The sequence below is a fragment of the Lentzea roselyniae genome (assembly GCF_039537795.1).
GTDB lineage: Bacteria > Actinomycetota > Actinomycetes > Mycobacteriales > Pseudonocardiaceae > Lentzea > Lentzea atacamensis.
The window spans coordinates 1-15,584 of the sequence record NZ_BAABBE010000067.1 but is presented as its reverse complement, the minus strand read 5'-3'; the positions used below and the strand labels follow the sequence as shown (position 1 = coordinate 15,584).

The following is a 15,584-nucleotide window of genomic DNA, read 5'->3' as shown; positions in this document are numbered from 1 at the left end:
ACAGCGCCGAAGATGCTCGACCTACCCGACACCGTCTGGATCAACCGGCCGGCCAACGACACCGATCAACACGCCGACACAGAAGCCGCCTAACACCCACTGGTCTCAATCACCTTGACAAATTCCGACATGGTCGCACGCTGTGTCAGTGCGGGCCGGGGCTGCCACTTGCTGTAGGCCCACCTGGTGCCACACGGGTGTGGCACCAGGACTCCTTGAGACTGGACGGGGACGTGCACTGTCGTGTTGCTCGACCTCAGGTAGCGCCCTGTGCTTGCTCTCACCCGTTCGGCCTCATTGTCATTTGCTATCTGAGCAGGCAGACTCCCTGCGGCTAGGTGGGTTCGCGTGTTGTCGGGGGACATGCGCGGATAGCGGGGGGCTTTACTTGACACGCGTCGGGGTGGCGCAGGACTTCGTCCTGCGCGTGTTCTTGTCGTTCGCGGTTGTGGTTGCGGTGTTGGTGGCGCCCGCGCGGGGTGGTGCGGCTGAGCCTGAGTGCGTGGATGCACAGCCGACGGCACCGGCGGCTGTGGAGATGGCATCGCGTTGTGGTCGCCGTGTGGAGATTCTTGCGTCGCGGTCGGAGTCGGAGCAGACGTTCGCGAAGCCCGGTGGTGGATACACGACTGAGCAGTCGGTGGAGCCGCGGTGGGCGCGCAAGGAGGACGGCTCGTGGACGCGGATCGACACAGAGCTTCGTCCTGCGGGCACGACGGTGAGACCTGTGGCGGCTGTGCTGCCTGTGGAGTTCTCGGCTGGGGGAACGGGGCCGGCGGCGCGGTTGCGTGACGGTGATCATGAGTTGTCGATCACGTGGCCGCTCGGGCCGTTGCCGGAGCCGGTGCTGTCTGGTTCGTCGGCCACCTACGCCGAAGTGCTGCCAGGCGTGGACCTGAAGCTCACTGCTTCGCCGAAGGGCTTCTCGGAGACTTTGGTGGTGAAGAACAGGGAGGCCGCGGACAACGAGAACCTGGCCAGGGTCACGTTCGGGTTCACGACGAACGGCGTCACCACGCATGCTGCAGGTGGTGGGCTTGAGGCAAAGGACGCGTCGGGCCGCGTCGTGTTCGCGTCGCCGACGCCGACGATGTGGGACTCGAGCGGTCAGGGAATACCTGGGGTCTCGGCGAAAGCGGTGTTCGACGAGCCGCGCCGGACGTCGACGATGCCGGTCAGTGTGGCGAATGGTGAGATCTCGGTTGTTCCGGACGCCGCGATGCTCAAGCACACGGCTACCCGATACCCGGTGATGATCGACCCTTCGTGGACCGGCCATGTGCGGGGCAACGAGTGGACATTGGTGTCCAGCAAGGAACCGGGCGACGCGTTCTGGCAAGGGCGCAACAGGCAGGGCTCCGACTACCTGTACAACTCCGGCGTCATCGGGGCCGCAGGTACTGGTCTCACCTGTGACTCGGTCTCGCAGACTGGTACGTGCCTAAGCCCTAAGTACAACGTCCGCTCGTACTTCCGGATGGACCTCTCGGCGGTCAAGGGCAAGTACATCACCGGCGCGTCGTTCCGCATCGAGCAGAAGTGGTCGTTCACCTGTAGCCCCAACTCCGACGCGACGGTGCGCGTGACGGACTGGTTCGACGGCACCACCACCTGGAACAAACAGCCGGGCTGGTTGTGGGGTGATCCGTGGGCCTCGACGAAGCCCGCCAACCGCAAGCACGGCGCGGAGCACGGCTGTGCCGGGCCCGGAGACGTCGAGTTCCCTCTTACCGGCGCGGTGGCCCACGGCGCGAGCCAGAACTGGGACTGGGTCAACGTCGTGCTGCACGTCGATGAGAGCACCGTGCAGTCCTGGAAGCGCTTCAACCCAGGGTCTGCAGTGCTGGCCATCGACTACAACTCCATCCCGAACACGCCGGACCAGCTCACCGCCGACGGCAAGGCGTGCGCGACCGGAGCCGGCCGTCCCGCAGTGCCGACCACGACCCCGACGATCCGTGGCCGTGTGAGCGACCCCGACGCCGCGGACACGATGAAGGCCCGGTTCGAGTGGCGGCGCATTCGTCCGGACACGAGTCTCGGTCCGATCTCGCAACTGGAGAGTTCCCCGTGGGCCAACGGCACCATTGCCGAACAGGCGGTGCCCAAGCCAGGCACTCTGCCCAACGGGGTGGTCGAGTGGTCCGACACTCTGGTCGGCACCGGTGACTGGGACAACGACGGTCGCCCCGACCTGCTGGTCCGGGACGTTGACGGGTACCTGTACCTGTTGCCGACCGTGGAGACTCCCGCCGGTCGGAGATCCGGTGACCGCGTGCAGATCAGCACAGGCTGGAACGGCTACACGATCGTCGGTATCGCGGACTGGGACAACGACGGCAAGCGGGACATCGTCGCGCGCGAGGACGCCACGGGCGTGCTCCTGCTCTATCCCGGCGAGGCCAAGCGGGGACCCTTGTCGATTCCGCCGGTCCAGATCGGAACCGGCTGGAACGGCTATACGTTCGCAGGCCTTGCCGACTACGACCGCGACGGCAAACAGGACGTGATCGCGCGAGACACCGCGAACGTGCTCTACCTGTACCCCGGTGAGGGCACACGCGCACCGCTGAGCGCGCAGCGGGTCTCGCTGGGCGGCGGCTGGGACAGGTTCTCCTACTACGGCGTCATCGACCGCACCGGTGATGGCAAGCCCGACATTTTCGCTGAACGCGACGGGTCCCTGTGGCTCTACTCGGGAAGTGGTACCCGCACGCCGCACACTGGCAACTACTCCAGCTTCGAGATCGGCAGAGGCTGGCAGGGCGCCATGGCCAGGACGATCGCCGACATCAACGGGGATGGCGCTCCTGATGTCGTCGCCATGACCTTGTGGTCGAGGGACTGGGGACTTTTTCCTGGCAAGGTCGGCACCGAGCCGATGGCCGACGCGTGGGTCATCGCGGGTCCGGGCATCACCACCGGCGACTACGCCTACCGCATGACGGCGTCCGATGGCTCGTTGTGGGGGCCGGCATCTGGCTGGTGCGAGTTCACCGTCGACACCACCGCTCCCGACGCGCCATCGTTCAGCTCCTCGGTCTACAAGACGTCTGGGTGCCCGGCCGAGGGCTGCGGCTCACTCGGCGTCGCAGACACCTTCACGTTCTCCAGCACCTCGGCCGACGTCGTGAAATATCGCTGGGGCTTCCACGACCAGCCCGCGACAGAGATCGCCGCGGGCACTTCAGCGCGCTGGACGCCTCCGTCGGTAGGCCCGAAGATTCTGGTCGTCGATGCCATCGACAAGGCAGGCAACTCGACCCGCGGGAAGTTCCAGTTCACGGTCACGGGCCCTAAACCCCATAAGGCGGAGTGGTTCGGCGGTGACGATCCGTCCGTCGACGGCACCGGGAACGGCCATGACCTGACGCTGACCGGGCTCGATCCTTCTCGTGTGGGCCGCACAGTGGGTGGGCAGATGTCCGTCGGGTTCAACGGCACCACTTCAGGCGGTGCTACGACCGCCAAGGTGCTCGACACGAGCAAGGGTTTCTCCGTTTCGGCGTGGGTCCGCCTGAGTAATGACACGGCGAGCCGCACGGTGGTGAGCCAGCAGGGTTCCGCGACCTCGGCGTTCCGGATCGGCTACGACTCGACTTCGCTCAAGTGGACCTTCTCCCTGGCGGAGAACGACACCGCGAGCGCGGCGCAGAAGACAGCTCTCTCCGACGCCCCAGCTGTGCAGGGCGTCTGGACGCACCTGACCGGCACTTATGACGATCTCAATCGTGAGATCCGCTTGTACGTCAATGGGGCATTGCAACGGCAGATCGCGCTGCTGGGTCCGGCTGCGGGTTTCAACGCCGGTGGTCAGGTGTGGATCGGTAAGGCGCTGCGCAACTCTGCGGCGGTGGAGCCGTGGCAGGGCGAGTTGGCCGAGGTCCGGGCGTGGGCTCGCACGATCACTCCGCAAGAGTCGCTGGGACTGGGTGACGCCAAGCTGAACGGCAGTGATGTGGGCTGGTGGCAGTTCAACGACGGAAGCGGTGACACCGCGGTCGACTCCTCGCCGTACGGACGTGACCTGACGCTGAATCTCGCTGGCGGAGCCAAGTGGGGACCGGCCGGTCCAAGTGACCCAGACGGCGCCAGCCTGGAGCTCAACGGCGCCAGCAGCTTCGCGAGCACCAACGACGCCGTGCTGAACACCGATCAGTCGTTCTCGGTCGATGTGTGGGCCAAGGTCAACGCAACAGGGACGCCTCGCACCGTCCTCGTGCAGCATGGTTCGTCCACCGTGGATCCTTTCGTACTGAAGTATGACGGTGCGCAGTGGAGCGCGGAGATGCCGAACTCTCCGGCCAGCCCGACGACCTGGTGGCGGGCCAAAGCCGACGCCAGTGCCGGCACGTGGACTCACCTCATAGCCGTCTACGACGCCACCGCTCGGACGCTCAAACTCAGCGCCGGCGTCCAGGGCGCTCCGGTCGCGCTGAAGAGCACCGTCGCCGGGGTCGTCGGCTGGGACTCGACGGGTGTGTTGTCGGTCGGCCGCAGCAGTGCGGGCGAGTACTTCAACGGCAACATCGACGATCTGAGGGTGTGGCAGGGCGTGCTCGCCGCCGCGCCTCTTGAATCGACGACGCGGAAGGGCTCGTCAATCTCCGGCGATCGCAACGACGAGATCATCTCGGTGTGGAACGACGGACGTGTCCACGCGTTCCTCAACGTCAACGGCGAGTACCCGTCCAACGCACAGCTGATCGGCTCGGGCTGGCCGAAGGACCGCACCTGGTTCGCCGACATCGACGGCGATGGCAAGTCTGAGATCATCGGCGTCGAGCCGGACGGGCGGATCAAGGCGTTCAAGAACGTCAACGGCATGAACGGATTCCCGTACGGCAACCAGATCTTCATCGGCTCGGCACCCGGTGACCCGAAGCGCATCAAGTTCGCTGACGTCGACGGTGACGGCAGGGATGACCGCATCTCGCTCGACGATGACGGCCGTGTTCGGGTGTACCGCAACCTGTTCGGCATGAACGAGCTCGGCCAGTCCACGGCGTTCTCGACCACACCTGTGATCGTGAAGGTCACGGGTGCCGCACCGGAGTCCGTTCGGTTCGCCGACATCGACGGTGACGGCAAGGCCGAGTTCATCACGGTGAACCCGGACGAACGTGCAACCGTGTGGGCTTACCGCAACCTCAGCGGTCTTGGCTACGGCACCTACGACACGCCGCAGGAGATCGGTTCAGGCTGGGCGTCTCAGCTGACGTTCTTCGCTGACATCACCGGCGACGGCAAGGCGGAGATCATCGGGCTCTGGCCGGACGGCAGGGTCTGGTCGTACACCAACCACAACGGCCTGACCTCCTTCCCCTACAGCGAATCCAAGTTGATTGCCACGGGCTGGTCCGATCCAGCCGGCATCTTCTTCAGCTAGTCCGCGGTCTTCCACCTCACTTCTGGAGTTGTGTCATGCCCACAGCCCTGCCAAGACGTGGCCTGGCCGTCGCACTGGTGGCGTCGCTGGTGACCACGGTCCTCTCCGCCACACCCCCGTCCGCGGTCGCCGCGCCCTACACCCCGCCGGTGCCGGCGAAAGAGCGGGTGATCAAGGGAAAGACTGCGGGCGCCGCGAAGAACGAGGACGTCCGCACGGGTAAGGCTTTCACCGCTGGCGCGCCGGTGTGGCCCAGGCCCACGGTCGCCGAGGTCCCTCTCGGGGCGTCGGCGTCGAAGGTCGTCGGAACCCCGCTGGCCGTGGCGGCCGCAGATGGCACTACCACGGAACGTGCCGCGAAACCGAAGGTCAGGATCGAGACGTTCGACCGCGAGAAGACCCGCAAGGCAGGTGTGGAAGGGCTGCTGTTCAAGGTTTCCGGCGGCTCGGCGAAGGTCGAGGTCGACTACTCCTCGTTCCGCTGGGCCTACGGCGCCGACTGGTCCTCTCGCCTGCGCCTGGTCGAGTTGCCCGAATGCGCGTTGAGCACGCCGGACAAGCCGGAGTGCGCGGCGAAGCCCGTCGGGTCGCGCAACGACACCGCCAAGAGCAAGGTGACGGCGACGCAGGCGAGCCCCGCCACGGCGACGTTCATGGCACTGACCGCGGGCACCTCCAGTGGCTCGGGCAGCTACAAGGCCACGAGCCTGTCGCCATCGGCGACGTGGGCCGCGGGCAGCAACACCGGTGGTTTCAGCTGGAACTACCCGCTGCGGATACCGCCGTCGCTGGGAGGCCCGACGCCGTCGCTGACGCTGGCCTACTCGTCGGCGAGCGTGGACGGGCGGATGGCGGCGTCGAACAACCAGCCGTCGTGGATCGGTGAGGGTTTCGACCTCGGCACGAACTTCATCGAACGCAAGTACATCGGTTGTGCGAGTGACATGGCTGATGGCGCGCGCAACACCACCGAGACCGGCGACATGTGCTGGCGCAACGAGAACGCCACGCTGTCGATGACCGGGCACGGCGGTGAGCTGATCAAGGAAGCCGGGGAGTCGAACCGGTGGCGTCTGCGCAATGACGACGGCACCCGTGTGGAGTTCCGGACCGGTGCGAACAACGGTGCGCGCAACGGTGAGCACTGGGTGGTGACGACCAAGGACGGGACGCAGTACTGGTTCGGCCGGGGGTCCCAGTCGGTGCTGAACGTGCCGGTGGCGGGTAATCACGCGGGTGAGCCGTGTGCGGCGGCGTTGTTCAAGGACTCGTTCTGCGCGCAGCCGTGGCGGTGGAACCTCGAGTACGTCGTGGACACCCACGACAACACCATGACGTACAGCTATGACAAGGAGACGAACAAGTACGGGCGCAACAGTTCCCGGACCGATGTCGTCGAGTACGACCGCGCGTCGGTGCTCAAGCAGATCGACTACGGAACCCGCGCCGATCGCACCGAGACCGCTCCGATGCAGGTGGTCCTCGAACCCGCGGACCGCTGCCTGGCCGACTGTGGAACGAAGGACGCCGCGCACTGGCCGGACACGCCGTGGGATCAGGAGTGCACCGGCAGCCCGTGCAACTACAGCTCTCCGACGTTCTGGGGAACCAAGCGGCTGGCTGCGGTGACCACAAAGGTGGGCGGGAACGCGGTCGAGAAATGGACGTTGACGCACTCGTTCCCCGATCCCGGTGACGGTACGCGCGCTGGTCTGTGGCTGGATAAGATCTCGCGCGCGGGCCTGGTGGGGCAGCAGACCACGGTGCCGGACGTGCGTTTCCTGGGCATCCAGCTGAGCAACCGCGTCGACACGCACTCCGACCAGTTGGCGGCGATGAAGTGGTGGCGCCTGAAGACGATCTTCACCGAGAGCGGCGGCAAGATCGACGTCACGTACTCCGCGCCGGACTGCGTGCCGGGCTCGCGGATGCCGGCTGTGAACGCGTTGCAGGACAACAAGCTGCGCTGCTATCCGGTGCGGTGGACGCCGCCTGGTGATCTGACGCCGATCTGGGACTTCTTCCACAAGTACGTCGTGGACAGCATGACCGAGTCGGACCTGACCGGCGGTTCGGTGCGGGTGCTCACTCAGTACGAGTACCTCGGTGACCCGGCCTGGCACTACACCGACGACGACGGGTTCGTGAAGGCCGAGGACAAGACGTGGTCGATGTGGCGTGGCTACGGCGCGGTCAGGACACGTCTGGGCGATCCTGGTGAGCAGACGCTGACCGAACGCCGCTACTTCCGCGGCATGCACGGCGACAAGATGCCGTCGGGCACGCGAGAGGAGACGCTTCCCGCGATCAGCGTGGGCAACGTCGAGTCGGTGAACGACGAGGACGCCTTCGCCGGCCTGCTGCGTGAGGAGATCATCTACAACGGACCTGGCGGCGCCGAGGTGTCGGCGACGGTCACCGGCCCGTGGCGGTCGGAGCCGACGGCGACCCGCACGATCAACGGTGTCACCGTCGACGCCCGGTACGTCCAGTCCGCGAGAAAGCACACGCGCGTCGCTCTCGACAGCGGCCGGGGCTTCCGCACCACCACCCAGGTCACCGACTTCGACCAGACCTACGGCCAGGCGACGCAGACAGAGGACCGTGGCGACGACGCGGTAACCGGTGACGAGAAGTGCGTTCTGATCGACTACGTGCGCAACACGTCGGCCTGGGTGACGGACAAGGTGTCGCGCAAACGCGACTACCTGGTCGACTGCGCGAAGGCCAAGCCAGGCACCGATCTGCAGGACAGCGACATCGCGGGAGACCTCAAGAACTACTACGACGGCCAGGGACACGGCGTCGCGCCGACCAAGGGTGATCCCACCAGGTCTGACACCCTCAAGTCCTACGCCAACGCCACCCCGGCCTACCTGACCGAGTCATCGACCGAACGCGACGTCTACGGCAGGGTCACGAAGCTGACCGATCCCAAGGGAACCCTGAGCACGGCGTACACGCCCGCACTGGGCGGGCCGGTCACGGAGATCGCCACGACCAACACGCTGGGCTGGGCCACGAAGACCGCCGTGGAACCCGCGTGGGGCTCGCCGGTGTCGACAACGGATCCCAACGACCAGAAGGCGTTCATCGAGTATGACGGCCTCGGCCGCACGACGGCGGTCTGGAAGCCCGGCCAGGAGAAGGCAGGGCGTCCCGCGTACAAGAAGTTCACCTACCTGGAGCGCATCGACCAGCCGTCGGTCGTGACGTCGAGCGTGATGATCAATGGGCAGTACGTCGCGTCGCGTGAGTTCTACGACGGGTTGCTCAGGCCGCGTCAGACGCAGCAGCCGAACGCCTCGGGCGGCACGTCGAGCACTGTCGTCACGGACATCCACTACGACTCGGCGGGTCGCGCGAAGAGGGCGAACAACGCCTACGAAGCAAGCGTGGCTCCAAGCGATTCGTTGTTCGTGCCGACCGACACCATTCTGGCGGCGACCACGACGCAGTACGACGGCGCCGGTCGCGAAATCATCAGCGTGCTGAAGAAGAACGCGCCCGTCGCCAGCCCCGGTGGCGACGAGCTGTTCCGCACGACCACCTACTACGCGGGCGACCGCACGGACACCACGCCGCCCGCGGGTGGTGTGGTGACGTCGACTCTGCTCGACGCGCAGGGCCGCAAGTCGGAGCTGCGCCAGTACCACGCGGGCGTGGTAGCCGGCGCCGCGACAGGTTTCGACGCGACCAAGTACACCTATGACCGCAAGGGCCAGCTGACCGAGGTCGCGCACCCGTCGGGCAAGAAGTGGCAGTACTCCTACGACACGCGTGGCCGTCAGACCGTGACGGTCGACCCGGACAAGGGCAGGACCGAGTCGTCCTACGATGACGCGGACCAGCTGGTGTCCACAAAGGATGCCCGCGGCCAGGTCCTCGCGCACACCTACGACGCATTGGGTCGCAAGACGAGCACCCGCGACGACTCGCCCACCGGTCCGGCGCGGCTGGAGTGGTTCTACGACCTGCTCGCCAGCGGCATCTCGATCAAGGGCGCCCAGGTGAAGTCGGTGCGCCACGACGCACTCGGCGACTACGTCACCGAGCACAAGCGCATGCGGCCATGGGACTTCCAGCCTACGTCGACCGACATCACGATCCCGGCGGGGGAGACGGGCCTGGGCGGCACCTACAACTACGTCTACAGCTACAACGGTGACGCACAACTCCTGAGTACCCGCATCCCGGCGGTGGGTGATCTCAAGGTCGAGACGCTGCAGTACGAGTACGACGCGCTGGGCAAGCCCAAGAACCAGTCGTCCGGCTACGGGACCACACCGCTGACCGGTCTGGTCACCTCGACCACCTACACGCCCCTCGGTGAGCTGGCGACCTACGAACTGCGCAACGGTGACAGCGCCGGCGCCAACTGGGTCAGCGTCCTGCGCGACTACGACGACTACACCCGCCGCCTCACCCAGATCTGGACCACGAAGCTGACCGGTCCGACCGATGTCGCCAACGTGTCGTACAGCCACGACTGGGCTGGCAACGTCACCAAGGTCTCAGACTCGGTCAGCGCGGACACGCAGTGCTTCCGCGCCGACCACCTGCGCCGCCTGACCGAGGCGTGGACCCCAGCCTCCGGCAACTGCGCGCCCGACCCGACCGTCGCCGGACTGGGCGGACCGTCGAAGTACTGGCAGTCCTACACCTACAACGTCGCCGGCGACCGCACGAAACTGGTGGAGCACGGCACCACCGCAGGCGACCGCACCACCGACTACACGCTGACACCCGGCAAGCACAGCGTCGCCAAGACGGTGACGACGGACAACGCGGGCAGCCGCCAAGCGACCTACACCTACGACAACGCAGGCAACACCCTCACCCGCCCCTCACCAGGCGGCGCCACCCAGACGATGACGTGGGACCGCGAAGGCCACGTCGCCGCCACGACCGACGAAACGGGCCAGTCGTCGTACGTCTACGACGCGAACGGCAACCGCCTGGTCCGCCGAGACCCGGCAGGCCGCACCCTGTACCTGCCCGGCCAGGAACTGCGCTACGCCACCCCGGCTGCCACGAAGAGCGCCACGCGGTACTACGCGCACGCGGGCCAGAGCATCGCGATGCGCACATCCACTGGCATCACGTGGATGACGTCCGACCAGCACGGCACCGCGCAGAACACCATCACCGCCTCCAGTCAGACGGTGAGCACCCGCCGCACCACGCCGTTCGGCGAGGTTCGCGGCAACACGGGAATCTGGCCGGCCAAGCTGGACAAGGGGTTCGTGGGCGGCACGCTCGACAACACGGGCCTGACGCACATCGGCGCCCGCGAGTACGACCCGAAGCTCGGCCGGTTCATCTCGGTCGACCCGATCATGGACCTCGCAGACCCGCGGCAGTGGAACGCCTACGTCTACGCCAACAACAGCCCGGTCACGTTCAGCGATCCGACCGGCCTGTACTGCGACTCCTGCAACTTCTACGAAGTGACCAAAGGTGAGAGCTCCGACGCAGGTGACTGGGTCGGGTGTGGCTACTCGACCAACGGCCTGTGCGGACCAACGGGAAGCGGCGTCTCCGAACAGGACCACCAGCAAGAGCAACAGCAGCAGTACGAGTGGGCATCCGGCACCGGCGACGGGTCGAACCAACCGATCATCTACGGCCACCGGCTCCCCACCGCCGAGGAGATGAAACGAGGACCGATCTTTGGCGCACAGGTGATGATGGCACCGGGCGAAACCTACGCGGACGCGGTCAAGAACTGGGCCACGTACCTCTGCCGCAGCAGCAACCCCGGCGCCGGGTTCTGCGAGTGGTCCGAAACCGTGGGCAACAAGCCGGCGAACGGCTGGGACGCCGTATTCGTCATCCTCGGCGCGGTCGGACTCGCCGCTGGTGGTGTGGGCGGATCGGCGGCGAAGCAAGCCGCCACGTCGTCGAAGGGCACAAGCTCGCTGGGGAACGCCATCAAGGCAGCGGAAGGTTGTAACAGCTTCACCGGCGACACACAGGTGCTGATGGCCGACGACACGACCAAACGCATCGACGAGATCCAGCTCGGAGATCAGGTACTCGCTGCGGACCCGGAGACGGGCACGTCAGGAGCACGGGAAGTGGAGGCGACGATCATCGGTGAGGGAGTCAAGTTCCTCGTCGAGATCGTGACCGCTGACGGCGCGATCACCGCGACGGACGGGCATCCGTTCTGGCTGCCGGGAGAGCAGCGCTGGGTGGACGCCAAGGACTTGCGAGAAGGATCTGACTTGCAGACCTCGACCGGTGGACGGCTACGGGTCGTCGCGACCAAGATCTGGGTCGGTGTCAAGCGAGTCCACAACCTGACTGTCGAGGGCATCCACACCTATTTTGTTAGGCTGGGCTCGCAGAATGTCCTCGTGCACAACACCGGCCCCTGCGCGGATCTGGGGCCTGCCTGGAAGGCGGCGCCGGCGTCGAGCATTCCGTGCAGCACGGGATGCGAGAAAGTCGCCGCGGGGATTCAGGCTAAGATCGGTGGAGAGGTCAAGACGATTCAGGTCGATCCAGGAAGGCGATTCCAACTCGGGCCTTATCGCGGACAGGACAGTGGCTGGTTCTCGCACACCGTGGTCGTTCGAGAGGGCAGGGTTTATGACGGGTTTAGTCCGCGAACAGGAGTGCCCGTGGACGAGTACAAGAAGCTCTTCGACTATCACGACGTGATCGACTTCGGATTCTGAGGGATCATGGATTACGTAGAGACATTCAGGATGGCTCGTGACCGCCCCAGGATGCTTGGCTTAGATGGTTCTTTCGTGGCGGCTGCCGCGTTTGTGAACGGCTGCGATGCCGGTAATTCTTGGCGGCTTCTCGACGGGTTCGGCGAGTGGTTGGCCGCCGGTTTGGGAGACGGTGCGAACCTGAGCTGGCAGGCGCTGGTGGTGAGGCACTCCTTGCCGGGCGGTTCGCCGAATTCGCCCGCGGAACTGGTGTTGGGGGAGCAGGAGAATTCAGTTGTGGTCGCCAGGCTGTTCGAACTGCTCGAAGAATTCTGGGATGTGAGACAGAAGAGAGGGCTGGCTGAGATATTCGCGCAGTATACGAAGGTCTTTGGTTGAGTTTTGGAAGGCGGGCGCCTCTGCGGAGGAGCCCGCCTTCTGCGTTTAAGTCGCTTGAGCGTCGTTCGACACCGTGATGGCTCGGACCGTGGCACGCTACCCGTCATCGTCCAGTCGCTTTCAACGGGCAGCACGACCTGAACCGTGTGTCGCCCCGGCTATGTACGGCGCGTCCAGCTGACCGTCGATCAGCCAGTAGTGCTCCAGGCACGGGCGCACGTGCCTGGCGAAAGAGTGGATCTTGGATGGCTGGAGCAACGGTTGCCAACGCACTTGACCCGACGTCAAGTGCGTTGCAGTCAAGTGCGCCGAACTGCGGCCAACGCATCTGTCTATGCAGGTCAGCGGCTCGTGAACCCGTATCTGGGGGTCAAGGGGTCGCAGGTTCAAATCCTGTCGTCCCGACGGTCTGAATCAGCCCGCTGATTCTGAGTGAAAGCCCAGGTCAGCGGGCTTTTTTATGCGCTCGAAACGATCTCCGCTTGATCATCAATTTCATGATCAACAGGCGAATGAAGGAGCGAAACTGGAGCCGCTGGCTCCTTCGTTTTGACTAAGCGCAAATGGGGTCGCCACGAACGGGTGAACTTGCTGAACTGTGCTGAACAAGCGTCAACCTATGCGAACCGATGTCATCGGTATCCAACGGGCTTGGTGGTGTCCTGCTGTGACGGGCAGTGACCGGCCTGTCTCCTGGAGCCGCGACTGTGCCCAAACTGCGTCGTGCTGACCTGAACCGCAGCGACTATCTCGCAAGACAGCTCAGGTGCGCTGTGCTTCGCCGGCAAGCGTGGCAGGCCATCGTCTACTTCGATCTGCTTGCCAGCGCCGGACCTCGCTGCGCCAAGTGATCAAGTGGCAGCGCTGCTTTGCCGAGATGTGCGCAGGTTCGAATCCCCGGCGGGAGTACCAAAGGATGGGAACAGGGCTGAACAGCGGTTTTACACCGGCAGCCTGGTGGTCGAGTCATCGTTTGGGCTTTCTGCGGATGAGTAACCCCCATGTGGGGGGATCGCACAGTCCTGCCCCCACGCGGGTAGGTAATGAGTTCTGGGGGCGCGCACACCTTGCAGCACAGCGGATGTGCGCGGCGCCGTCCGCTGCTGGAGCCGTAGCGTCAGCCAGCACCAACTGGTAGGCGCTCTCACGGCCGAGGTGGGGATGCCTACCGCTACGGTCGACTTGTCCGGTGACGACCGCATGGGGGCTGCATCAGGTCGCTCGCGCGGCGTTGAGGTTCGAGCGGATGATCCTGGTAGCGGGTGGTCGGGGCCTCCTTGGGTCAGCTGCTCGCCGAGGTGGGTCTCCAACTCCCCGCCCTGCTGCCTGTACAGGCCCTGGTCTTCGACCTCACCGCCGTCCAGGCCGTTCGCCGATGCCGTCAGCCGAGGTAGGGCCTGTCCTCCGAGATCAGGGCACCACCACGTCCAGGCGGACGTCGGTCAGTTCCTCTCTCAGGTCGCGGGCCGGGCTGAGGTTGAAGACGGGAACTCCGTCCCTGCCGAAGTGGACCCGGTGCATGGCGGAGGAGACCACGTCGTGACGCACGGGCGAGGGAATCGCGTGGTAGCACATCCAGGTGTTGCCGTCGTAGTCGGTGAAGAGGGAGTTGTGCCCGGCACCGTAGAGCCCTTCCACCGACCGGTAGTTCACGACCGGCGTGATCGCCTTGGACCACGCGGAAGCATCCAGGTAGTCGCCGCCTCGGGGAATGCTCAGCAATCCGATGGAGTAGGTGTAGCCCCTGGAGTCTCCACCGGAGTACGTGATGTACACGGTCTCGTCGGTCAGCAACGGGTACGGGCCCTCGTTGTTGATCGTCCCGTGCAGGTTCTCCCAGCCGTACAGCGGGCGCGTCAGCACCACCGGTTCGCTGACAAGACGAGTGGGATCAGCCGCGGTCGTCTCCGCGATGCAGACCATGCTGCCCGAGTCCGTCGGCGAGTCCAGACCTGTCCGGGACGACCAGACGAGGAAGCACCTCTCGTCAGCTGTGAAGTAGGTTATGTCCAGCGTGATGGTGCCACTGTCGCCCAAGTAGGAGCCGTCGGCCTTCCGGACCCGTACGGGGGTCTCCCAGCTGTCGGCCTTCATGATGTCGTGCCCCTTCTTGAGTCGCATCATGTGGCACTGCGGCGCCCATTCGGTGCCGCTGACCGCGAACAAGATGTAGAGGTCGTCGCCGATCCGGTGGAACTCGGGGGCCCAGAAGGTCTGCACGAAGCCCTTGCTCTCGTCCACGTCGAGGATCACCTGCTCGCGGAACCCGTCGTCGAACAAGCCGTTGATCGTCTCGGACTCCCGGACGTAGAAGCCGATGTCGTCGACGTTGTCGTTGGTCGCGATGTAGTAGTACTTCCCTTCCCAGGGAAGGATCACCGGGTCCGCGTACCCGCGCGCCAAGGGGAAGGGGTGAACGGGAGTCTGCACCGTGCCGGAAACCCGGTAGGTTCCCGGCAGCGAGAAGTCCACCGCACTGGTGTCCCAGGCGACAGGCTTGTCGGCCGTGGAGCCGTCGGAGTAGACGGCTGTCGCTTTCACCGCGGCCAGTTCCGACGGGCAGGACGCGACGATGGTCTCGGGGACACGGATTTCCGTGTGCGTCAAGGGCGTCCACCGGTTCCGAACGGCTTGCGCGATCGACGGTTCCACCGCGAGCACGTTTCCCGGGTTGATGTCCGTCAGGTTGCAGGGGTCCGCAACCAGCGGGAACCGGGATGCCGGCCGAGGCCACCCCTTTGATCCTCCTCCTGCGAGGTCGACAACCTGGTTCACGTACGTGTTTCCGTCGGCGTCCCGCCACAGAAACTCGTACGTGCCGACCGTCTCGTCGTACTGACACGTGACGGCATCGACGTGCACGTAGTTGTGCAACCGAAGGAGTCCCAGGGATCGGAACTCCGTCAGATCGGTCGACGTCCACACCAGGACACAGCCACGGCTTTCCTCGTCCTGCGCTCCCCGGGGTGCGACACGGACGGCGGCCAGCCCGAACCCGCCTTCTGGGTCTGTCAAACGAGCGGTGTAACTCGGGTTGAAGGAAACTACTTGCGTCCGGCGGCCAGGCGGCCGTCGAAGGCGATCTCGAACGCGTTCAGGGCGGGTTTCCAGCGCATCGTCCAGCGTGCGCG

The 15,584-nt window shown here is 65.4% G+C and carries 4 protein-coding genes; 3 read left to right on the top strand and 1 reads right to left on the bottom strand.

What is annotated here, in order from left to right; all coding sequences use genetic code 11:
- The first annotated feature begins 562 nt into the window (after window positions 1-562).
- From ABFX45_RS44570 to ABFX45_RS44560, 3 genes are read left to right on the top strand one after another with little or no spacing between them, the layout of a single operon-like run.
- A complete protein-coding gene (locus ABFX45_RS44570) occupies window positions 563-5,389 on the top strand; it encodes a LamG-like jellyroll fold domain-containing protein (protein WP_346137168.1) in 4,827 nt (1,608 codons plus the stop codon).
- Between the two features lie 35 nt (window positions 5,390-5,424).
- Window positions 5,425-12,075, top strand: coding sequence for an RHS repeat-associated core domain-containing protein (locus ABFX45_RS44565; protein ID WP_346137167.1), 6,651 nt, complete (start codon window positions 5,425-5,427; stop codon window positions 12,073-12,075).
- A 6-nt stretch (window positions 12,076-12,081) separates the two neighbouring features.
- The gene (locus ABFX45_RS44560; RefSeq protein WP_346137166.1) at window positions 12,082-12,453 is read left to right on the top strand and encodes a hypothetical protein; all 372 of its coding nucleotides are present in this window, start codon (window positions 12,082-12,084) and stop codon (window positions 12,451-12,453) included.
- Between the two features lie 1,410 nt (window positions 12,454-13,863).
- Here the strand turns inward: ABFX45_RS44560 and ABFX45_RS44555 are convergent.
- On the bottom strand, window positions 13,864-15,468 hold the full coding sequence (locus ABFX45_RS44555; RefSeq protein ID WP_346137165.1) for a family 43 glycosylhydrolase: 1,605 nt from the start codon (window positions 15,466-15,468) through the stop codon (window positions 13,864-13,866).
- Window positions 15,469-15,584 lie beyond the last annotated feature (116 nt).